Source organism: Ancylobacter polymorphus (genome assembly GCF_030813495.1).
GTDB lineage: Bacteria > Pseudomonadota > Alphaproteobacteria > Rhizobiales > Xanthobacteraceae > Ancylobacter > Ancylobacter polymorphus.
The window spans coordinates 79,506-101,236 of the sequence record NZ_JAUSUI010000001.1 but is presented as its reverse complement, the minus strand read 5'-3'; the positions used below and the strand labels follow the sequence as shown (position 1 = coordinate 101,236).

At 67.5% G+C, this 21,731-nt stretch carries 21 protein-coding genes; 16 read left to right on the top strand and 5 right to left on the bottom strand.

Annotation, left to right across the window (positions count from 1 at the left end):
- Positions 1–58: 58 nt before the first annotated feature.
- The 3 genes from J2S75_RS00590 to J2S75_RS00580 all read right to left on the bottom strand — a co-directional run bounded on the left by J2S75_RS00590 (position 59) and on the right by J2S75_RS00580 (position 2,853).
- Entirely contained in the window at positions 59–1,228 is a 1,170-nt protein-coding gene (locus J2S75_RS00590; protein ID WP_307017204.1) for a mandelate racemase/muconate lactonizing enzyme family protein, read from the bottom strand.
- 9 nt (positions 1,229–1,237) lie between these two features.
- Entirely contained in the window at positions 1,238–1,918 is a 681-nt protein-coding gene (locus J2S75_RS00585) for an amino acid ABC transporter permease (RefSeq protein WP_307017201.1), read from the bottom strand.
- 80 nt (positions 1,919–1,998) lie between these two features.
- Positions 1,999–2,853 carry a substrate-binding periplasmic protein gene (locus tag J2S75_RS00580; RefSeq protein WP_307017199.1) on the bottom strand — a complete coding sequence of 285 codons (855 nt, stop codon included), beginning with the start codon at positions 2,851–2,853 and terminating at the stop codon, positions 1,999–2,001.
- A 257-nt stretch (positions 2,854–3,110) separates the two neighbouring features.
- On the opposite strand from J2S75_RS00580, the gene J2S75_RS00575 reads away from it, so the two are divergent.
- On the top strand, positions 3,111–3,920 hold the full coding sequence (locus tag J2S75_RS00575; protein WP_307017197.1) for a FadR/GntR family transcriptional regulator: 810 nt from the start codon (positions 3,111–3,113) through the stop codon (positions 3,918–3,920).
- Entirely contained in the window at positions 3,917–5,002 is a 1,086-nt protein-coding gene (locus J2S75_RS00570) for a hypothetical protein (protein WP_307017195.1), read from the top strand. Before J2S75_RS00575 ends, J2S75_RS00570 begins: the two co-directional genes overlap by 4 nt.
- A 46-nt stretch (positions 5,003–5,048) precedes the next feature.
- Here the strand turns inward: J2S75_RS00570 and J2S75_RS00565 are convergent, their stop codons facing one another.
- Entirely contained in the window at positions 5,049–5,855 is an 807-nt protein-coding gene (locus J2S75_RS00565; RefSeq protein WP_307017193.1) for an SDR family NAD(P)-dependent oxidoreductase, read from the bottom strand.
- Between the two features lie 214 nt (positions 5,856–6,069).
- Between J2S75_RS00565 and J2S75_RS00560 the strand changes: the two genes are divergently transcribed.
- The 6 genes from J2S75_RS00560 to J2S75_RS00535 all read left to right on the top strand — a co-directional run bounded on the left by J2S75_RS00560 (position 6,070) and on the right by J2S75_RS00535 (position 12,130).
- Entirely contained in the window at positions 6,070–7,080 is a 1,011-nt protein-coding gene (locus J2S75_RS00560) for an ABC transporter substrate-binding protein (RefSeq protein WP_307017191.1), read from the top strand.
- Positions 7,081–7,175: 95 nt separating this feature from the next.
- On the top strand, positions 7,176–8,261 hold the full coding sequence (locus tag J2S75_RS00555; RefSeq protein ID WP_307017189.1) for an ABC transporter ATP-binding protein: 1,086 nt from the start codon (positions 7,176–7,178) through the stop codon (positions 8,259–8,261).
- Positions 8,262–8,272: 11 nt separating this feature from the next.
- Positions 8,273–9,142, top strand: coding sequence for an ABC transporter permease (locus J2S75_RS00550; protein WP_307017187.1), 870 nt, complete (start codon positions 8,273–8,275; stop codon positions 9,140–9,142).
- Positions 9,139–9,936: an ABC transporter permease gene (locus J2S75_RS00545; RefSeq protein WP_307017184.1), complete on the top strand. Its 798-nt coding sequence runs from the start codon at positions 9,139–9,141 to the stop codon at positions 9,934–9,936. The genes J2S75_RS00550 and J2S75_RS00545 overlap by 4 nt, the downstream gene beginning before the upstream one ends.
- Positions 9,937–9,986: 50 nt before the next feature.
- The gene (locus J2S75_RS00540) at positions 9,987–11,204 is read left to right on the top strand and encodes a mandelate racemase/muconate lactonizing enzyme family protein (protein ID WP_307017183.1); all 1,218 of its coding nucleotides are present in this window, start codon (positions 9,987–9,989) and stop codon (positions 11,202–11,204) included.
- 20 nt (positions 11,205–11,224) lie between these two features.
- Entirely contained in the window at positions 11,225–12,130 is a 906-nt protein-coding gene (locus J2S75_RS00535) for an SMP-30/gluconolactonase/LRE family protein (RefSeq protein WP_307017181.1), read from the top strand.
- A gap of 301 nt (positions 12,131–12,431) precedes the next feature.
- Here J2S75_RS00535 and J2S75_RS00530 read toward each other — a convergent pair whose 3' ends face one another.
- Positions 12,432–14,450 (bottom strand): sigma-54-dependent Fis family transcriptional regulator, encoded by a 2,019-nt coding sequence (locus tag J2S75_RS00530; protein ID WP_307017179.1) that lies wholly within the window; start codon positions 14,448–14,450, stop codon positions 12,432–12,434.
- 336 nt (positions 14,451–14,786) lie between these two features.
- On the opposite strand from J2S75_RS00530, the gene J2S75_RS00525 reads away from it, so the two are divergent.
- The 8 genes from J2S75_RS00525 (at position 14,787) to kdpF (ending at position 21,730) form a co-directional block, all read left to right on the top strand.
- Positions 14,787–15,875 (top strand): ATP-NAD kinase family protein, encoded by a 1,089-nt coding sequence (locus J2S75_RS00525; RefSeq protein ID WP_307017177.1) that lies wholly within the window; start codon positions 14,787–14,789, stop codon positions 15,873–15,875.
- Between the two features lie 64 nt (positions 15,876–15,939).
- The gene (locus J2S75_RS00520) at positions 15,940–16,923 is read left to right on the top strand and encodes a thiamine pyrophosphate-dependent dehydrogenase E1 component subunit alpha (protein ID WP_307017175.1); all 984 of its coding nucleotides are present in this window, start codon (positions 15,940–15,942) and stop codon (positions 16,921–16,923) included.
- Positions 16,924–16,953: 30 nt separating this feature from the next.
- Positions 16,954–17,976 (top strand): alpha-ketoacid dehydrogenase subunit beta, encoded by a 1,023-nt coding sequence (locus J2S75_RS00515; RefSeq protein ID WP_307017173.1) that lies wholly within the window; start codon positions 16,954–16,956, stop codon positions 17,974–17,976.
- Between the two features lie 12 nt (positions 17,977–17,988).
- Positions 17,989–19,098 (top strand): acetoin dehydrogenase dihydrolipoyllysine-residue acetyltransferase subunit, encoded by a 1,110-nt coding sequence (locus tag J2S75_RS00510; RefSeq protein ID WP_307017169.1) that lies wholly within the window; start codon positions 17,989–17,991, stop codon positions 19,096–19,098.
- 58 nt (positions 19,099–19,156) lie between these two features.
- Complete coding sequence (locus tag J2S75_RS00505; RefSeq protein WP_307017167.1) at positions 19,157–19,942, top strand: glucose 1-dehydrogenase; 786 nt, start codon at positions 19,157–19,159, stop codon at positions 19,940–19,942.
- 9 nt (positions 19,943–19,951) lie between these two features.
- On the top strand, positions 19,952–20,305 hold the full coding sequence (locus J2S75_RS00500) for a carboxymuconolactone decarboxylase family protein (protein ID WP_307017165.1): 354 nt from the start codon (positions 19,952–19,954) through the stop codon (positions 20,303–20,305).
- Positions 20,306–20,334: 29 nt separating this feature from the next.
- Complete coding sequence (locus J2S75_RS00495; protein WP_307017163.1) at positions 20,335–21,408, top strand: 2,3-butanediol dehydrogenase; 1,074 nt, start codon at positions 20,335–20,337, stop codon at positions 21,406–21,408.
- A 232-nt stretch (positions 21,409–21,640) separates the two neighbouring features.
- Positions 21,641–21,730, top strand: a complete 90-nt coding sequence (kdpF, locus tag J2S75_RS00490; protein WP_244376823.1) for a K(+)-transporting ATPase subunit F — start codon at positions 21,641–21,643, stop codon at positions 21,728–21,730.
- Position 21,731: the final 1 nt, after the last annotated feature.

Below are 21,731 nucleotides of genomic sequence, written 5' to 3'. Positions count from 1 at the left end.
CCTTGATATCGATACGGGGCGCTCAACTGAACAGGCAGCGGACTTCTCGCAGCAGACCTCACGCTGCGGCGAAGAGCGACGCGGGCGTGTGCGTGAATCGCGCCAGCGCCTCAGGATCGAGGCTGACGCCGAGGCCCGGCCGGTCGGGAATATGCAGCTTGCCCTCGTCGTCCAGAATGAACGGCTCGGCGACGATGCCGTCGACATAGGCGCTGCCGCCGATGAACTCGACGAGGTCGCAGTGCGGCAGCGCGGCGGCCAGCTGAAGATCGGCAGCCAGCCCCAGAGCGGTGTTCCACCCGTGGCCGACATAGCGCAGGCCGAAATCGTCGGCGAGCCAGGCGATGCGTCGCTGCTCGCTGAGGCCGCCAACCTTGGTCACGTCCGGCTGCACGATGTCGAGGGCGCCGGTGGACAGCCAGGGAACGAAACTCTGACGGCGGGTGAGCACCTCGCCGCCGGCGATCGGCACCGGGCTCGCCCGGCGCAGCGTGCGAAACCCTTCCAGCGCATCCGGCCGCAGCGGCTCCTCGAACCAGCCCACATCGTAGTCGCGCAGCATTTGCGCGGTGTTGAGCGCCCATTTCAGCCCCTGTGGCCAATAGGCGTCGGAGGCCCCCGCGTCGACGAAGAGTTGGGCATCTGGCCCCGCCGCCTCGCGCGCGGCCCGCACGATCGCCTCGTCGAGCGTCGCGCTGCCGCGCCGACCGAAGGGACCCCAGCCGATCTTGAAGGCCTTGAAGCCGCGCGCGCGATGCGGGCCGATGACCTCGGCCATGCGCTCGGGCTCCTCCATCAACAGCGAGCAATAGGGCGTCACGCGGTCGCGATAGGTGCCGCCGAGCAGTCTCCCCACGGGCTGACCAAGGCTTTTGCCCAAAATGTCCCACAGCGCGATGTCGATGCCGCTGATCGCATGGGTGAGGCTGCCGCCGCGCCCCATCCAGAAGCTGTTCTGATGCAGCTTTTCAGTGACCCGCTCGGGTTCGAGGGCGTTCTCGCCGCGCCAGAGCGGTTCGAGCACGTCGACGGCGGCCTGGACGAGCCGCCCGTCGGTGAACACGCTGCCATGGCCGGTGATGCCCTCCTCCGTATGCACGGCGATGAGTGCGTGGACGGAGTCTTCCGGTTTGATCTCCGCCGACCAGCCGCCCTTCGGGCTTTCGCCGAACAGCGGGGCGACGGCGATGGAGCGGATGGTCACTTTTGGCAAGGTGATGTCGGGCATGGAGATGACTCAGGACTTTCGCTCAGCCGACGCCCAGCCGCGCCGCGACCAGTGCTCCAGACGGCGCACGAGAAGGGCGGCGGGAAAGCCGACGGAGAAATAGAGGATGGCCGTGACAGTGTAGACGGTGAAGTACTGGTAGTTGCGCGCGGCGACGATTTGTCCGGAAAACATGAGCTCCTGCACTGTGACCACCGACGCCAGCGCCGTATCCTTGAACAGGGCGATAAGATAGTTGCCGAGTGCCGGCAGAACCGTGCGGAAGGCTTGCGGGAAGATGATCTTGACGAAGGTGATGGTGCGGCTGAGCCCCAGGCTCTGGGCCGCCTCATACTGGCTTTTCGGCACCGCCTGGATGCCCGAGCGATAAACCTCGCTCATGAAGGCGGAGTAGTTCACCGTGAGGCCGATGATCGCCGCCGTCACCGGCTCCAGCCGGATGCCGGCGCTGGGCAGCACGTAATAGATGTAGATGAGTTGCAGGATCAGCGGCGTGGCCCGGATGAACTCAACATAGAAATCCGCCGGCCAGCGGATCCAGCGCCGCGCGGACATCCGCGCCAGCGCCAGCGGGACAGCGAGCACGCCTGCCAGAAGGATGACGACGAGGGTGAGAAACGTCGTCATGGCGAGACCTTGCAAGAAGACCGCGCCGTATTCGTCGACGACCGAGAGATCGAGAAGGTTCATGACGCAACCTGCCGCGGAAGCCGGGGGGGGACGTGCGGGGGCAACCGCCTCGCGCGTCCGCTTGCCGGGTCTGGCGGCTGTCAGAGCGGGAAGAAGAACAGGTTGCGGTTGGTGAGCCCGTACGTCTTCAAGATCGCCGTGGCCTGACCATTGCCGCGCACTTCGGCGAGCCCCTGGGTGAAGGCGGCTCGCAACGAGCAATCGTCCTTGCGGAGCGCGTAGCGGGCATAGCCATAGCCATATTTGAAGATGAGCTCGTCGGGGATCGCGACGTTGGCGACGATCTCGATCGGCGCCGAACCGTTGGCCTTGATGAACTCGACGATCTTCACGTCGTCGTCGAGAATGGCGTCGACGCGGCCGGTTGAGATCGCCGCGAATTCCTCGGCGTCGGTCTGGAAGGCCGTCACGGCGACGCCGATCTTGCGCAGATATTCATCGGCCGCCGAACCGGCGATGGCCCCGACCTTCTTGCCCTTGAGGCCCTCGAAGGAGGTGATGCCGGCCGGATTGACCTTCGCCACCACGATCGCCGGCCCGTACCACCAGGCCGGACCGGAGAAGGACACCGCCTTGAGCCGATCCGGAGTGACGTGGATGTTCGCGGAGACAACATCGATACGCTTGGCGAGCAGGGCCGGGATAAGCTGGCCGAACGGCATCACCTCATATCTGAACTTGGAGACGCCAGCCCATTTCAGCGCCGCCTCCACCAGTTCGATATCGAGCCCCCCCGCCTTCTTGGTCACTGGATCGAGAGAGGAATAGGGCGGCGAGGGCGAGAAGCCGAGGGTCACACCTTCGGCCTTGGCTCGGGCGAGGGAAGGATCGCCGCAATTCTCGAACAAAGGCGGCGCCTCGAACTGGAATTCCTGCGCGCTCGCGCTGACGCTGACGACAGCCGCGAGCACGGCCGCCAATACGGTCCTGAACATGCCATTCTCCTGGTCCGGGAAGGGTGGTTCTGTGTCGACTTAAAAATATTATTTAATCTACACGGCCTGTCCAGACACCACAGCGCTTCTCATGCTTGTTTGGATTAAAAATATGATTTAAATGATTTCTGTGGACATGGTCGCGGGCTGGCGGGCGGCGGAGCTGCCGTGCCCGGCGTAGGCTATCGTGTCCCGCAGGGATGGACCCAAGCCCGCACATCATCAGGCGGTGCAACGACTGAAGACGGAGAGCGCCAGTGACGGAGCGCCCATCGACGCCACGCCAGCGCCCCGAGGCCGAAGCCCCGTCCGGTGAGGGGCGCCCGGCCCGTCCGGCGCGACCGTCCGGCTATCGCATCAGCGGCGTGCAGGGTCATGTGATCACCGAGCTCGGCCGCGCCATCGTCTCCGGCCGTTTCGCGCCCGGCGAATTGCTGCCACGCGAGCCGGACCTGATGGCGGAGTTCGCGGCGAGCCGCCCCTCCTTGCGCGAGGCGCTGAAGGTGCTGGCGGCCAAGGGGTTGATCGAAATGCGTCAGAAGGTCGGCACGCGGGTGCGCCCGCGCGACCTGTGGAACACCTTCGACAGTGACGTGCTCGCCTGGCATTTCGGCGATGGGAACGGTTCCGCCGCGCTGCGCGACACCATGATGCGCGACCTGATCGAGTTACGCCTGATGATCGAGCCCGCGGCCGCCCAACTCGCCACCGGCCGGGCGACGATCGAAGATCTGCGCCGCATCCGGGCGGCCCTGCACGCCATGGAGGCGACGAGCGGCGATCTGACGGCCTATGCCCATGCCGACGTCGCCTTCCACATGGCGGTGTTCGCCGCGAGCCACAACGTGCTGCTCGGCAGCTTCGCCCATCTGGTCGCCGACTTCCTGCATCTGAGCTTTTCCATCCAGCAGCAGGCGCTGAAGGCGGACAAGAGCGTCGAGGACGATATCAGCCAGCATCGGGCGGTGTTCGAAGCGATTACCGGCGGCGAGGGAGAGGGGGCGGCAAGGGCGATGCGCGACGTGATCCTCGACGGCAAGGATTCGCTGCTCGCGGCGCTGAAGTGAGCGGCGCGCCGCTCGACCTCCTCGCGCTCGACTGGCCGCATGGCGCCCTGCGGGTGTCGCCGGTGGGCGCGATGCTCGCCGAGCTGGTCTTCCATCTGCCGGATGGGCCCTTTGCGCCCTTCGCCCGGCCGCATTGGTCGCCGGACGATCCCTTGCTGGGCGCCCTGCCCGCTCATTTGCGTCATCTGGGAGCGGAGTTCGTCTGCCTGCCCTTCGGCGTCGGCGGGCCGCTTGACGCGATCGCGCCGGGCTGGGGCGGGTTCGGTCTTGAGCTCTGCAATGACCCTCCGCACGGCCCTGCCGCCAATGCCATATGGCGCGTGGAAGAGCGGGGCGCCGGTCATATCCGGCTGACGCTCGACTACCCGGCCGATCATGCGGTGCGGCGGCTCACCCGCACGCTCGCGGTGCGACCCGACGCTCCGGCGCTGGACCTCGAGCTCGCGATAGACGTGCGGCGCGCCACCCGTTTTCCGCTCGGCCTGCATCCCATCCTGTCGCTGGATGTTCCCACGGAGAGCCTGCGCCTTCAGGCCCATTTCCGACGTGGCTTCACCTATCCGGCCTCGGTGCCGGGCGGGGCGATGGGGGCAGCCATTGGTCGCGATTTCGCGACCCTCGCCGCCGTGCCGGCGCGCGCGGGCGGCGTTATCGACCTGACGCGCCTGCCGAAAGCGACGCCCATGGAGGACGTGCTGCAGCTCTGCGGAGTTGAAGGGGCGGTGGAGGCCGTTTTTGCGGAGCGCGGCGCGGTGCTGAGCCTGGACTGGGACCAGGAGCTCCTGCCCTCTTGCCTTTTGTGGATGAGTGACCGGACCCTGGCCGGCGCGCCCTGGGATGGGCGCTATCGTGGCCTCGGCATCGAGCCGATCGCCTCGTGCTTCGACTTCGCCGAACCGGTGTCGCTGGCCGAAAACCCGATTGCGGCCGCCGGCACGCTGACCTGTCTGGCGGCGAGCCCGGAGCGGCCCACCTTCCTTCGCTACAGCCTCGCGGCGCGTCCGCTTCCCGGCGCCTCGAGCACGTTCCGATCTGATTGCACCGCAATCAGATCGGTAAAACGTTCTCTATCCGTAACTTAGAGACTGATTCACCGATCAGGTCGTTTCAACCTGATCGGATCAGGCTCTAGAAGGTGGCGGAGAGGCCGCCGTCGACGAGCAGTATCTGGCCGGTCACGTAGCGCGCATCGTCCGAGCAGAGGAAGAAGGCGGGGCCTGCGATGTCCACCGGTGTGCCGGGTCGTCGCAGTGGGATGCGTCCGTGGCGGATATAGATGTCGCGGAACCAGTCGGTCTCGTGCTCGTGGCCGCTGCCATCCGGCAGTTGCGCCATACGCGTATCGATGAAGCCGGGCGCCAGCGCGTTGACGACGATGCCTTCCGCGCCGAGATCGCAGGCAAGGGCTCGGGTGAAGTTGACCAGCGCACCCTTGGCGGTGGCATAGGCGAGGGAATTGCGGGTTCCGCGCAGGCCCTGGATCGAGACGATGTTGAGGATGCGCCGGCCTGCGGCGGCCTTGCGCATGAGCGGCAGCAAGGCGAGCGTCACCCGGACGGCGCCATCCTGGTTGATGTCTGTCACCGAGCGATAATGATCGAAGCTCATGGCGTCCACGCCAGCAGCGTCGAGGATGGCCGCGTTGTTGACGAGAATTTCGCAACGGCCGTAGCGCTGCTCGATGGTCTGCGCCAGCGCCGCGATCGAGGCGGCATCGGCGATGTCGACGCGCAGTCCCAGCGCCTGCGGGCCGAGCTCGGTGGCGGCATGAAGCGCTTCCGCCTCGTCGATATCGGCCACCACTACCTGCGCGCCCTCGGCAGCGAAGCGCTGGGCAATGCAGCGACCAATGCCGCGTGCTCCGCCGGTGACGACGGCGATCCGTCCTTCCAGGCGGCGGGCGGCGGGTGGAACAGACGGGGCCTCGGTGGACATGAGCGGTTCCAGAATGGTGGGCGGGAAGGTGTCGATATAAAATATGATATTTCGAGGCGTCAATTGAGAGTCGTTCGGCGGCGTGGGGAGGTCACCGCGTGATCATAGCGCTTTTTGGCCGGTTTCTTCAGGCGTCGAATTGACCGCGAAAATTAAATATGATTTTTTTCGCTAAAGCCAAACGGCGCCAGATGGAGAACGGACGATGAATTGGATGTCGAGGGCGGTAGCTGCATCGCTCGCCACGCTTACCCTTCTCTCCTCGGCGGCGGCCGTCGCCCAGCCGAAAGGCGAGGTCCGCTTGCTTGCCTATGAGGGCTATGCCGATCCGGCCTGGGTCGAGGAATTCGAGAAGGAAACCGGCATCGCCGTGAAGGTGACTTATGTCGGCGGCGTCGACGAGCAGATCGCGAAGATGAAGGCATCGAACGGCAAGGACTATGACGTCGTCACCATCGATACGGCCAGCCTCAAGGCCTATGCCGACCAGAAGCTGATCGCCCCGATCGACAAGGCCAAGCTCACCAGCGCCGGCAATCTTCTCCCCGACTTCCGGGGCATGGCGAACGCCACCTTCGACGGCGCCACTTATGGCGTGCCGTGGGCGTGGGGTTCGCTGGGCATGGTCTACGACAAGAAGACCTTTCCCACCGCGCCGGAAAGCTGGGAGGTGCTGTGGGACCCCAAATACAAGGGCAAGGTCATCTCGCTGGACGACGCCAACAACGCCATCAATTTCGGTGCCATCGTGCTCGGCATCAAGGACCCGTTCCATCTTACCGACGCGCAGTTCGCGCAGGTGAAGGACAAGCTGATCGCCCTCAAGCGAAACCTGCTCACCTATTTCGCCGGCTTTGACGAAGGCACCACCATCTGGACCGAGAACGATGTGGTGCTGATGTTCTCCATGGGTGAACTCGCAGCCATCAACCTGCAGAAAAAAGGCTTCGATGTCGGCTACGCCATCCCGAAGGAAGGTGCGGTCGGCTGGCTCGACAATCTCTCGGTCAGCGCGGGCACGTCCAATCCTGACGCCGCCTATGCCTGGATGAACTTCGTCTTGCAGAAGAAGATCGGCGCCGACATGGCGAAGAAGTTCGGCTACGGCTCGACCACCGATGCCCCGGAGGGGATGGACTATGCGAGCCGCCTGATCTGGGCGGACAATCCAGAGGACTACACTCGCCGCCAGGCGATCTGGAACGAGGTCAAGGCGGCCGAGTAGCCGCCACCTCCGATAGGGCTGGCCCGACGGGCCGGACGTGACCTCGGGCGGCATCGGGATGCCGCCTTCCTCGACCGGATGACGGAGCGACACGCGTGCAGCCTCTCCTCCATCTCGACAACGTCTCGAAACGCTACGGCGCGGTGCGCGTGCTCGACGGCATCGACATCACCGTGGCCGACAACGAATTCCTCACCATCCTCGGGCCTTCCGGTTCAGGCAAGACCACCATCCTGCGCATCATCGGCGGCTTCGAGGGGATCGACGGCGGAAGGCTGATGTTCGAGGGGCGCGACCTTTCCGCGGTGCCGATCAACCGACGCCCCTTCAATACGGTCTTCCAGGACTACGCCTTGTTCCACCACATGACGGTCGCCGAAAATGTCGGCTACGGCCTGAAGGTGCGGGGGCGCCCGAAGGCGGAGATCGCCGAACGTGTCGCCGAGGTGCTGGACACGGTGGGGCTGGGCACCCTCGGCGGACGCTATCCCGCGCTCATGTCCGGCGGCCAGCGCCAGCGCGTGGCGCTGGCCCGCGCCATCATCTGCGAGCCGCGGCTCATCCTTCTCGACGAACCGCTGTCGGCGCTCGATGTCGAATTGCGCGCGCAGATGCAGCGCTTCCTCAAATCGTTGCAGCGCCGGCTCGGCATCGCCTTCGTCTTCATCACCCACGACCAGGAGGAGGCGATCGCACTGTCCGACCGGATCATCGTGGTCAATCGCGGCCGCATCGAGCAGGAGGGCGCGCCCGAGGAGCTTTATCGCCGCCCCCGCACGCCTTTCACCGCCTCCTTTCTCGGCGACAACAACCTGATTCCGGGAAGGCTGGCCGCGGTCGACGGCCGGCTCTGCACGGTCGACACCGCCGCCGGGCGCCTCGACGCGACCGTCGACGGGCCAGCACCGGCGCCGGGAAGCGCCGTGCTGTTGGCGGTGCGCCCCGAGCACGTCCGGCTGGACGCCGATCCGGCCGCCCGGGACGGGCTGCCGGCCGACGTGGCGGATGTGCGCTTTCTGGGGGCCAATGTGATGATCGAGCTGCTCACTCCCGCCCTGCCGGGTGCCGTGATCAAGGTTCGCCGCCTCGCCGACGGGGCGGTCGCCGGGCTTCGGCCGGGGGCATCCGTCAGGCTCGGCTGGGCGGCCGACGACGCCGCTCTGCTGCAGGCGGCACCGTGAGCATGGGCGTGATGAACACTCCCCTTCGACGCGATCGCCAAGACCTCCTGCGCGCCGGCCTTGGCCATGCGCTGAATCTCGGCCTGCCGCTGCTCTTCGTGGTGATCCCGATACTCTCCTTCGTAGTGGTGAGCTTCTGGACGCTGCAGGATGGGCAGATCCTTCTCATCCCGACGCTCGCCAACTACCGCGCCTTCTTCACCGAGGGCAGCTACCTGTCCGTCTATCTGCAGACGGTTGGGCTGTCGCTGCAGGTCACGCTGGTCAATGTGGCGCTCTCCACCGCCATCGCGCTGTTCATCTTCCGGCGTACCCCGCGCATGCGCTTCCTGATCCTGATGAGCTTCATGCTGCCGCTGTTCATGAGCTACATCATCAAGGTCTATTCGATCCGCTCCATTCTGGGGCAACGCGGGTTGCTGAACGAAGCCATGCTGGGGCTCGGGCTGATCGATCAGCCGATCGAGGCGCTGCTGTTCTCGCGCACGGCCATCTTCATCGCTCTCGCGGTGCTGTATCTGCCCTATGCGATCCTGCCGATCTATCTGGCATTGGATCGCATCCCGGCGAACTACCTCGCCGCCTGCGCCGACCTCGGCGCCACGCCGCTGCAGGCGCTGCGCGACGTCGTCCTGCCCCTCGCGCGGCCAGGCATCGCGGCGGGCGCGGTGTTCACCTTCATTCTCACCTTCGGCGATTTCGTCACGCCGCAAATGGTGGGCGGCACCCAGGGCTTCACCTTCGGACGCATCGTGTTCAGCCAGTTTGGCCTCGCGCTCAACTGGCCGCTCGGCTCCGCCCTCGCCGTCATTCTGCTCGCCACTACGCTGCTTGCGGTGGCGCTCGCCGGCCTGAGCCTCCGGCGGGAGCATGTGCGATGAAGCAGAAGGCGCCCTGTCTCGATGCGCTGCTCGGCCTCGTCGCCGGGCTTGGCCTTATTGCCCTCTATGCCCCGCTGCTGGCGACTGGGGCGCTCTCCTTCTTCCAGATCGTGAGGGTGCGCGGCACACTGGGATTCGCGCCCTTCTCGCTCGATCCCTATGTCGCCCTGCTTGCCAATGGCGAGATCCTCGCGGCGCTTTCGACCTCGCTCGTCGTGGCGACGGTATCGAGCCTTCTGGCGCTGGTGCTGGCGCTGATGTTCGCCTTCTACTTCGTCTCGGCACGGCGGGGCCTCGGTATCGCCATGCAGATCATGGTGTTCCTGCCGTTCCTGCTGCCGCCGATCATCACCGGCCTCTCGCTGCTGATCGCCTTTCGCGAGATCGATCTCGGCCGCGGGCTGGTGACGATCATCATCGCCCATGTCGTCTTCATCGTGCCGGTGGTGTACCGCACGGTGCTGGTGCGGCTGCAATTGCTGGGAAGCAGCCTTACCGAGGCCTCACTCGACCTCGGTGCGTCGCGGGTGCAGACTCTGCGCTACGTGATCCTGCCCCAGCTGCGACCAGCGCTGATTTCCGGCGTCCTCCTGGCCTTTGCCATCTCCTTTGACGAGACGCTGATCACCCTCTTCGTCGCGGGATCGCAGACCACGCTGCCGATCCGCCTGTGGGCGATGATGCGGGTGGGCTTCGTCCCGGAGATCAACGCCCTGGCGACGCTGATCTTTCTGTGCACCGCCGCCATCACCTTCGCCATCGGACTGATGCAACGCGCCGGCGAGCGTGTCTGACACGCCACGCCGCCCGACCCAAACCTGCCTTTTGAGAGAAGACGCGTCCCATGAAGATCGAAGCCGTCGATTTTTTCTATCTGGCCATGCCCGAGATCACTACCGCGGCCGATGGCAGCCAGGACGCCCTCGTCGTGCGCGTCACGGCCGGCGGCCATATCGGCTGGGGCGAGTGCGAAGCGGCTCCGCTGCCCTCCATCGCCGCGTTCGTCTGCCCGATGTCGCATGGCGCCTGCCAGCCGGTACAAAGCGCGGTGCTTGGCCAGCGGCTGGACGGGCCGCGGGACATCGCCCGCATGGCCGCGCAGGTCGAATATGACAGCATGGACTTGCTGCAGGCCGCGCACACATGGTCGGGCATCGAGATGGCGCTGTGGGACCTGCTCGGCAAGGCGCGCGGCGAGCCGGTCTGGAAGCTGCTCGGCTATGACCGTTCCTGCCGCAAGACGCCTTATGCCTCGCAGCTTTTCGGCGACACGCCGCAGGAGACGCTGGAGCGCGGCCGGCGCTCGCGCGCCCAGGGATTCCGGGCCGTGAAGTTTGGCTGGGGCCCGATCGGACGCGGCGCGCTGGGTGTCGATGTCGATCATTTCGTCGCCGCTCGCGAGGGGGTGGGTGCCGATGGAATCCTCCTCGTCGATGTCGGCCAGGTCTTCGGCGAGGATGTCGAGCGGGCGGCGGAGCGCCTTCCGGCCCTCGAGGCGGCGCGCGCCACGTGGCTGGAAGAGCCGTTCGCCGCCAGCGCCTATGGCGAATACGCGGCGCTCGCCGCGCGCAGCACGGTGAAGATGGCCGGCGGCGAAGGCGCCCATAATTTCCATATGGCCCGCAACCTCATCGATTTCGGCGGCATCGGCTATGTGCAGATCGATTGCGGGCGCATCGGCGGCATCGGCCCGGCAAAGCGGGTGGCCGACTATGCGCGGGCCAGGGGGGTCATCTATGTGAACCACACCTTCACCTCGAACCTCGCGCTGAGCGCCTCGCTCCAGCCCTTCGCCGGCGTGGCCGAGGCGACGCTCTGCGAATTTCCGGTGGCGCTGCAGCCGCTCGCGCTGGAACTGACGGCCAACCACATCGAGCGCGACAGCAATGGAGAGATCGCGGCACCCGAGGCACCGGGCTTGGGTGTTGAGATCGCCCCAGCCGCCCTGGAGCGATACCGTGTCGACGTGGAAATCTCCGTCGGGGGCCGTGTCCTGTTTGCTTCGGGCGCCGGAGACGATGCCGGCTCGGCCGGTGTGACGGCGATGGACGTGGCGTCCTGAGGCCTCGGGAAGGGCGGACGATGACCCGTGGACCGATCTCCTCGCGCCCGACCTTCCGGGTCGTCGCTCAAACCGGGGACGCACTCGGCGAGGCGCCGCTCTGGCATCCCGTGGATGGCCACCTCTACTGGCTCGACCTGGCCCTCGCCCGCCTCCACCGCATGGACGACGAGGGGCGGCTGGAGACCCGCCGGATCAATCGTCCACCGCCGCTAGGCGCCATCGTCGCCGGCGACGGGCCCGGTCGTCTCATCCTGAGCGCCTCCGACGGCCTGTGGCTGTTTGACTGGGGGCGCGACGGCATGGAACCGCTCTGCCATCCCGAAGCCGGACGCGGCGGCATCGGCTACAACGATGCCAAGGTCGACCGGTGGGGACGCCTCTGGATCGGTACGAGCGATCTTGCCGAGCGCGATCCACGGGGGGCGCTGTGGTGCTGGGTGCCGGGATCGCCTCCCGTTCTGGCGGACAGCGGTTTCACCGTGGTCAACGGACCGGCCTTCTCGCCGGGTGGCGATGTGCTCTATCTCAGCGACAGTGTTGGACGGCGGATCCTCGCCTATGATCTTGCGCCCGATGTCGTCGGTCTCCGCAATCGCCGGGTTTTCGCCGAAATGGCGATCGACGAGGGATATCCAGACGGACTGACCGTTGACGCCGACGGGGGTGTCTGGGTGGCGCACTGGGATGGCTGGCGGGTTACCCGCTTCTCGTCGGAGGGGGAGCGCGAGCTTGTGATACCTTTGCCGGTCCCGCGCCTTACGAGTGTTGCCTTTGGACGGCAGGGGCTGGCTGTTCTTTTCGCGACCAGTGCGCGGCTGGACCTCACGGCTCCGCTGCTGCAAGCGGCTCCGCTCTCCGGCTCGCTTTTCGCCTTGCAAACGGGCTTCGTGGGGATCGCCGAGCAGACATTCAAAGGTCGGTGAAAATCACTCCTCGGACAAACTGTCGCTCCGAGGAGAGGGCGTGCGCTGTGCTCGGTCATCAGAGCGGCGACGCAAACCGGCCACTCCAAGACGGCTGCCTCCGGCGTCTCCCCATTATCCCTTCGCCGAAGACCAGGTCGCCACTCGTCTAATGGAAGGCCATTTCAACGACATACGTGTTCATATTTTCTCTCTGATGGCGCTCCTGGTGATCTACGCCAACAGCGCGTTGATGGGCGGAATCGGCGGCGCTCTATGCCCGCAAGCGCGCGGAGGAAGGCGGGCGCTGAGCGGTCCGCGATCAGGAAAACTGGCTCGCCCCCTGCCGCAGAGTCACCAGCCCGAAGCGGCGCATGCGCCGGTGAACCGTGGTGCGGTCGAGGCCGAGATCGCGCGCCGCCGCCGAGACGTTCCAACCATGGGCGGCCAGCGCGGCGATCAGTTCCTCGCGCCCGCCAGGGCCAGGCACCGCGCAGGGGCGATCCGCCGGCCAGGACAGCGCCCCGCCCGGCGGCGCGGCCCAGACCCGCGCGAGCGCCGCCTCGCCGCCCGCGCGGGCCGGCGCGCGCGGTTGCAGCCGGTCGGGCAAATCCTCCACGCCGATCATCCCGCTCTCCGCCACCGCGCAGGCATAGTCCAGCGCGTTCGCGAGTTCGCGTATGTTGCCCGGCCAGTCATGCGCCTTCAGTGCCGCCATCGCCTCCTCGCAGAGGCTGACGCGCGCGCCGCCGGCATGGCTGCGGCCGGCGATGAGCCGCCCCACCAGCCAGTCGAAATCGCGCCGTTCGCGCAGCGGCGGCAACACCAGCACCGCGCCCGACAGGCGGAAATACAGATCTTCGCGGAAGCGCCCGGCCTTCACCTCGGCCACGAGGTCGCGATGGCTGGCGGCGATGACGCGGATATTCACCGGCACCGGCCGGGATCGGCCGAGCGGCGTCACCTCGCGCTCGGCCAGCACGCGCAGCAGCCTTGTCTGCAGCGGCAGCGGCATGTCGCCGATCTCGTCGAGGAACAGCGTGCCGCCATCGGCCTCCAGCACCAGCCCCTTCTTGCCGCGTGCCGCCGCGCCGGTGAAGGCGCCGGCCTCGTAACCGAACAGTTCGCCCTCCACCAGCGATTCCGGCAGCGCGGCGCAGTTGACCGGCACGAAGGGGCGGGCGGCACGGGCGCTGGCGGCATGGATCGCCTTGGCGAGATATTCCTTGCCGGTCCCGGTCTCGCCGCTGATCAAGAGGCTCATCTGGGTGTTGACCAGCTTGGCCGCGCGCATCGCCACCTGCCGCATGGCCGGGTCGTCGCGGAAAAGCCCGGCCAGCGGCGCCGGCAAAGCGGGCGCCGGCGGCTCCACCACCGGCCGCCCCGGCCGGCTCGGCGGGGCCAGCGTCGCGGCGAAGAGCGGGGTGCCGGAACGGGCGAGCCGCACCAGCCGCTGGCCCGCCGGCAAGGCGTGCGAGAAGCGCGGCAGATCGTTCACGTCGAGCTCGAAGAAATCGCCGAGCCGTCGCCCCACCAGAGAGCGGGCCGCCGTCCCCTGCCCCTCAGCACCGTCCTCGCGCAGCAGCAGCTGGCGGGCAGCGTTGTTGAAGCCGAGCACCCGCCCGGAACCGTCCACCGCCAGCACATAGCTCGGCTCGACATCGACGAATTCCGGCGAGGCGGCGAGCTTGATGATCCATTCCCGCCGGAAGCGGTTCACCAGATTGGCGGTCTCGATCTTGTTGGCAAATCCGCGCACGAATTGCAGCGCCAGGAACTGGCTCTCCTTCGGCTCCGGCGAGCGCAGGGCGGAAATGTCGAGCACGGCGGCCAGCGCGCCGGAGGGGTCATAGACCGGCGCCGCCGTGCAGGTGAGCGGAATATGGGTGGCGTCGAAATGGTCGGTCTGGTGCACCACCAGCGCCTCGCCGGTGTGGATGCAGGTACCGACCGCGCAGGTGCCGGCATGCTGCTCGTTCCAGTCGGCACCGAGATAGAGGCCGGCGCGCATCAGGTTGTTGTCGAAGGTGGGGTCGCCGATGAAATCGACCGTAATGCCCTTGGCGTCGGTGAGCAGCAGCACATAGCCGAGCCCGGCCACCTGCCGGTACAGCGTTTCCACGCCGAAGCGCGCGGTGTGGGTGAACTCCTCCATCGCGTCCTGGTGCTCGCGCAGCCGCGACGGCGTGAGGATGCAGGGTTCGCGCAGCACTTCCGGGTCGAGGCGGTGCTCGCTCACGCAGCGCCGCCAGGAATCCTGGATCACCGCGTCGCGTCGGGTCGCCGCCCCGCCGGCGGCACGCACGAGCTCGTCGATATGAGCGGCCTGTTCCCGTCTCATCGGCGTCCTCCCGGAATGTTTGTGCCGGACGGTGCCGGCATCGGGATGTGACCTCCCGTTTGCCGGCAGTGTCGTCCCCTTGGCGGGCAGGCGCAAGACTCTGCCGCCGCCGCCTCGCCACGAAGTGAGGCCTGCGCCACAGCTGTGGCGTCCGGCGCCACAGGTGCGGCGGCGCCGCCTCACCCGCCTGTCCGCGCCCACATCTCCCCGCCTCAACGATTTCAAAGGCTTGGGCCATAGCACCACTTGGCCCGGCCTTTGCGGAGAGAGGCGGCATAACGAGGCCGCCCGGCAAGGCGCGGCCCGCAGGGACGAACGCCACGGGAAGGACGCCGGATGACGTCATCGACGCCGCCGAAGGTCGGCATCATCGCCAATCCGATCTCGGCGCGGGACATTCGCCGCGTCGTCGCCAGCGCCAACAGCGTGCAGGTGGCGGACCGCGCCAATATCGTGCTGCGCGCGCTGGCCGCGCTGGCCGCCTGCGGCATCGAGGAGGTGGTGATGATGCCCGAGCGCGGCGGCATCGCCACCCATGTGCTGCGCGGCATGGAGCGCTCCAATGCGCAGGGCGAGGCGCGCTTTCCCCGGCTGACCCATCTCGCCATGCCGGTCACCGGCACGGTGGACGACACCCGCCGCGCCGCGCGGATGATGCGCGAGGCCGGCGACATCGCCGCCATCATCGTGCTGGGCGGCGACGGCACCCATCGGGCCGTGGTGGCGGAGTGCGGGCAGGTGCCGATCGCCGGCATTTCCACCGGCACCAACAACGCCTTTCCCGAGCATCGCGAACCCACCATCACCGGGCTCGCCACCGGCCTTGCCGCCATGGGCCAGGTGCCGGCCGCCCTCGCCTTCGCCGCCAACAAGCTGATCGAGGTGCGCATCGATGGCGGGCCGCCGGACATCGCGCTGGTCGATGTCGCCCTCGTCACCGACCGCTTCGTCGGCGCCCGTGCCTTGTGGCGGGCGGAGACGTTTCGCGAGCTCTATGTCGCTTTCGCCGACCCGGAAGTCATCGGCATGGCCGCGATTGCCGGGTTGATCGAGCCGGTGACCCGGCGCGAGCCGGGCGGGCTCGCCCTCACCCTCGCGCCGGCGGCCACCGCCCCCATGGTGGTGCACGCGCCCATCGCCCCCGGCCTCGTCACCCCCGTCGGCGTGGAGAGCTGGCGCCGCATGCCCTCGGGAACCGTGTTCTCGCCCGATATCGCCGCCGGCTCGGTCGCGCTCGACGGCGAGCGCGAACTCTTCTTCGACGGCCATCAGGAAGTGACGATCACCCTGCAGGACGCCGCCTTCCGCACCGTCGATGTCGCCGCCGTGATGGCATTCGCCGCCCGCGAGAAGCTGCTGCTGCGCCACGCCGCCCCCACCACGCACCCTGCCCCGCCCAGGGCCGCGCTGCTGGCGGGCGCCTGAGCCGTGCCCGCCCCGACAATAACCGCCGGCAACGCCCGGCATCCCAAGGAGGAACGACAACGCCATGACCAACAATCCCTTTCCCCTCTCCCGGGACGAATTGCTGACCGCCTACCGCACCATGCGCACCATCCGCGATTTCGAGGAGCGGCTGCACGTGGAATTCGCCAAGGGCGACATTCCCGGCTTCGTCCACCTCTATGCCGGCGAGGAAGCCTGCGCGACCGGCATCATGATGCACCTCACCGATATTGACCGCATCGCCTCCACCCATCGCGGCCATGGCCACTGCATCGCCAAGGGCGTCGATGTCCACGAGATGATGGGCGAGATCTACGGCAAGGTGACGGGCTGCTGCCGGGGCAAGGGCGGCTCCATGCACATTGCCGACCTGTCCAAGGGCATGATGGGGGCGAACGGCATTCTCGGCGCCGGCGCGCCGCTGATCTGCGGCGCCGGCCTCGCCGCCAAGTTCCGCGGCGATGGCGGGGTGGGGCTCACCTTCTTCGGCGACGGCGCGGCCAATCAGGGCACGGTGCTGGAGAGCATGAACCTCGCCGCCATCTGGAACCTGCCGGTCATCTTCGTGGTCGAGAATAATGGCTACGCGGAATCGACCTCGGTCGAATACGCCACCGCCGTCGATTCCTATGTCGACCGCGCCGCCGGCTTCGGCCTGCCCGGCGTGACGGTGGACGGCACCGACTTCTTCGCCGTCTACGAGGCGGCGGGCGAGATCATCAAGCGCGCCCGCGAGGGCGGCGGTCCGGCGCTGCTCGAATGCAAGACCGTGCGCTTCTTCGGCCATTTCGAAGGCGACGCCCAGACCTACAAGGCCAAGGGCGAGAACGACCACAACCGCGCTCACCGCGACTGCCTGAAGCTGTTCGGCGCCCGCGTCACCGCCGCCGGCGTGGTGAGCGAGGCGGACCTCGCCTTGATCGACCGCGAAGTGGCGGCGCTGATCGACGATGCGGTGGAGACCGCCAAGGGCGCGCCGCTGCCCGGCGCCCGCGACCTCACCACCGATGTCTATGTCGCCTACTGAGCCAAGCAACCAATAAACGGAGGAAAACCCATGGCCCGCATGATCAGCTACAAGCAGGCGATCAACGAGGCGCTCGACCTCGAAATGCGCCGCGATCCCACCGTCATCCTGCTCGGCGAGGATATTGTCGGCGGCGCTGGCGCGCCCGGCGAGATGGACGCCTGGGGCGGGGTGCTCGGCGTCACCAAGGGGCTGCACGCCAAGCACGGCAACCGGCTGATGGACACCCCGCTGTCGGAGAGCGCCTATATCGGCGCCGCCATCGGCGCGGCGGCCTGCGGCATGCGCCCGGTGGCGGAACTGATGTTCCTCGACTTCATGGGCGTGTGCTTCGACCAGATCTTCAACCAGGCCGCCAAGTTCAAATACATGTTCGGCGGCAAGGCCAAGACCCCGGTGGTCATCCGCGCCATGGTGGGCGCCGGCTTCCGTGCCGCCGCCCAGCACTCGCAGATGCTGACCCCGCTGTTCACCCATATTCCGGGCCTGAAAGTGGTGTGCCCGTCCAACGCCTATGACGCCAAGGGCCTGCTGATCCAGGCGATCCGCGACGATGACCCGGTGATCTTCTGCGAGCACAAGGCGCTGTACGGCTCGGAGGCCGACGTGCCGGAAGAGAGCTACGCCATCCCCTTCGGCGAAGCCAACATCGTGCGCGACGGCCGGGACGTGACGCTGGTCGGCTACGGCCTCACCGTGCCGCGCGCGCTCACTGCGGCCGACACGCTCGCCCGCTCCGGCGTCTCGGCGGAGGTGATCGACCTGCGCACCCTCTCGCCCATCGACTGGGACACGGTGATCGAGAGCGTGGAGAACACCGGCCGGCTCGTGGTGATCGACGAGGCCAATCCGCGCTGCTCCATCGCCACCGATGTCGCCGCCTATGTCGCGCAGAACGCCTTCGGCGCGCTGAAAGCGGCGCCGCAGATGGTCACCGCCCCGCACACGCCGGTGCCGTTCTCGCCGGTACTGGAAGACCTCTACATCCCCTCGGCCGACGCCATCGTCGCGGCGGTCCACAAGACCACCGGCCCCGTGAAGTCGGCGGCGTAAGGAGCCTTCTCGATGAATGAACGCATCAAGCCGATCGTCATGCCCAAATGGGGCCTGTCGATGTCGGAAGGCAAGGTGACCGGCTGGCTCAAGCCCGCCGGTTCCCCGGTCGCGCCGGGCGACGAGATCGTCGAGGTGGAAACCGACAAGATCGCCGGCGTGGTCGAGGCGCATGAAACCGGCACGCTGCGCCGGGTGATCGGCGAGCCGGACACGGTCTATCCCGTCAAGGCGCTGATCGGCGTCATCGCCGATGACGAAGTGCCCGACGCCGAGATCGACGCCTATGTCGCCGAATATGCGACGCAGGCGGCGGCCGAGGCGGCGGAAGAGGAAGCGCCGCGCACCCACTTCATCGACACGCCGGCCGGGCGCCTGCGCTATGCCAAACGCGGTGAGGGGGCGGAAAACGTCATCCTCATCCACGGCTTCGGCGGCGATCTCGACAATTGGCTGTTCAACATCGACGCGCTGGCGGAAGCCGCCACCGTCTACGCGCTCGACCTGCCCGGCCATGGCCAGTCGGACAAGAAGCTCGCCGATCCCTCGCTCAAGGGCCTGTCCGCCGCGCTTCTCGGCTTCATGGACGCGCTCGACATCGCGCGCGCCCATCTCGTCGGCCATTCCATGGGCGGTGCCGTCGCCGCCCGCACCGCGCTCGACGCGCCCGGCCGCGTCGCCTCGGTGACGCTGATCGGTTCGGCCGGTCTCGGGGACGAGATCAATGCCGGCTATACCGACGGCTTCGTGCAGGCGAGTTCCCGGCGCGAGCTGAAACCCGTGCTGGAACAGCTGTTCCACGATCCCGACACCGTCACCCGCCAACTGGTCGACGACCTGTTGAAATACAAGCGGCTCGACGGCGTGACGGAAGCGCTCACCGCCCTCTCCGGCGCGCTCTTCGCCGGCGGCCGGCAGGCCGATCAGGTGGCGCAGGCGCTCGCCGCCACCGACGTGCCGGCGCTGGTGATCTTCGGCGCCAGTGACAAGGTGATTCCGCCCGACCATGCGCAGGCGATCGGGACCCGCGCGACGGTGGAGGTGATCGAAGACGCCGGCCACATGGTGCAGATGGAGAAGGCCGCACGGGTCAATGAGCTGATCCTCGCCCACATCGCCTGACCCATCCCCCCTGACACTACACCGCCGCCGCGCGGACGCGGACGGCGAAGGAGGACTCATGCCCAAACTCACGGATAAGAGCATCGTCATCACGGGCGCCACCGGCGGCATCGGCGCCGCCATTGCCCGGGCGCTCGCCGCCGACGGCGCCGCCATCACCGTCGCCGACCTGTCGCAGGAAGCCGCCGACAATCTGGCGGGCGAGATCGCGGCGGCCGGCGGCAAGGCCATCGGCGTGGCGGTGGATGTGCGCGAGCGCGCGCAGGTCCGCGCCATGCTGGACAAGGCAGCGGACGCCTTCGGCCGCGTCGACGTGCTGTTCAACAATGCCGGCATCGCCCAGACGCGGCCGTTCCTCGACATCACCGAGGAGGACTGGCGCCTCGTCACCGATGTGAACGCGCTCGGCGTGCTCATCGGCATGCAGGAGGCGGTGAAGACGTTCCGCCAACAGGGGGGCGGCGGCAAGATCATCAACACCGCCTCCATCGCCGCCAAGCAGGGCTATGAGCCGCTCGCCCATTACTGCGCCTCGAAATTCGCCGTGGTGGCGATGACGCAGGCGGCGGCGCGCGCCTTCGGCAAGGAGGGAATCACCGCCAACTGCTTCTGCCCCGGCGTCGTCGCCACGCCGATGTGGGACGTGATCGACAAGGGCTTTCGCGACAACAAGCTGACCACGAAGGAAAACGAGGCCTTCGACACCTTCGCCGCCACCGCCGTGCTCGGGCGCGCCTCGCAGCCGGCCGACCTCGTGGGTGTCGCCCGCTACCTCGCCTCCTCCGATTCCGATTTCATGACCGGCCAGTCCCTGATGGTGGATGGCGGCATGGTCTTCATCTGAGGAACGGCCATGGCGAGCAATGACACCGTCCACGACCAGCTCAAGGACATGAACCGGCGTTTTTCCGCGCTGGCCAAGGCGGCGCCCGGCCCGATGGGCGCCTTCCGCTCACTGATGGGCGAGGCCTCCCGCCCCGGCGCGCTCAGCGCGGCGACCAAGGAACTGATCGCCGTCGCCCTCGCCGTGCATCAGGGCTGCGCCGACTGCATCCTGTTCCACGTCGCCAATGCCGCCAGCCACGGCGCCCGCCGCGAGGAACTCATCGAGGTGCTCGCCGTCGCGCTGGAAATGGGCGGCGGTCCTTCCGCCGTCTATGCCAGCCGCGCGCTGGAGGCCTTCGACGCGCTCGCGGCCAAAGCCTGACGCCCATCCCCTGTTTCGAGGACATTCCCATGAAAGCCGCCCGCTTCCACGGCAAGCGCGATGTGCGCATCGAGAACGTGCCGGAGCCGGACCGCGCCCGGCTTGGCCCGCGCGACGTGCTGGTCAAGAACCGCTTCTGCGGCATCTGCGGCACGGACCTGCACGAATATGCCGCCGGCCCGATCTTCATCCCCACCGCACCGCATCCCTACACCGGCGCCCAGCTGCCGCAGACGCTGGGTCACGAATATGGCGGCACCGTCGTCGCCATCGGCGCCGAGGTGACGCATGTGAAGCCCGGCGACCGCGTCTCCATCCAGCCTCTGATCTCCCCGCGCGACGATCATTACGGCAAGCGCGGCCTCTACCAGCTCTCCGACAAGCTCGGCATTGTCGGGCTGATGTGGCCCTGGGGCGGCATGGCGGAATATTCCGTTGTCAATGATTACAACGTCTTCGCCATGCCAGATCATGTAACGGACGAACAGGCGGCACTCATCGAGCCTACCGCCGTCGTCGTCTATGCCGCCGAGCGCGGCGGGGTGCGGCCCGGCTCCTCCGTGCTGGTCACCGGGGCCGGTCCCATCGGCCAGCTGCAGATTCTCGCCGCGCGGGCGGCGGGCGCAACGACGATCTTCCTGTCCGACACCAACGACAACCGGCTGGCCATGGCCCGCGCGGTTCTGCCCGACGTGATCACTCTCAACCCGAAGACCGACAATGTGGTCGAGGCGATCCGCGACCAGACCGAGGGCCATGTCGGGGTGGATGTGGCGCTGGAATGCGTCGGCGCCGAAGCCGCCACCGCCACCTGCATCGAGGCGGTGCGCCGGCAGGGCGTGGTGGTGCAGGTGGGCCTGCATGTCGGCAAGCCGGCGGTGGACGGGTTCACCCTCACCTTCAAGGACATCGATCTGCGCGGCTCGTGGTGTTACTCGACGCTGATGTGGCCCCGCGTCGCCGCGCTCATCGGCTCCGGCCTGCTGCCGGCCGAGAAGGTCGTCACAAGGCGCATCAAGCTGGACGATGTGGTGGCGGAAGGCTTCGAGCAGCTGCTGAGCCCCGCCGGCACCGAGCTGAAGATCCTCATCGACCTCGCCTGACAACCGCGCGCGCCCGGGCGGCAGGTCGGGGCGCGCGCGGACTTTACGCCGGCTTTACGCATGTCGGCCGGTTCCACCTATCGGCTTTATGCCGGTGAGGCGTAGCTCCGGGTCAGTCTGAACCGGAGCTCATCATGATCGCCGATCTATCCTTCCTGGCCGGAGGCCTCGCGCTGTTCGCGCTCGCCTCCCTCGCCGTCCTCGCCGCCGACAGGGTGTGAGGAGGCGCGCCATGACACTCGATCTCACCCTCGGCCTCGCGACGGCCGTCGTCCTCTTCGCCTATCTGCTCGTGGCGCTGCTGCGCCCCGAGCTGTTCTAGA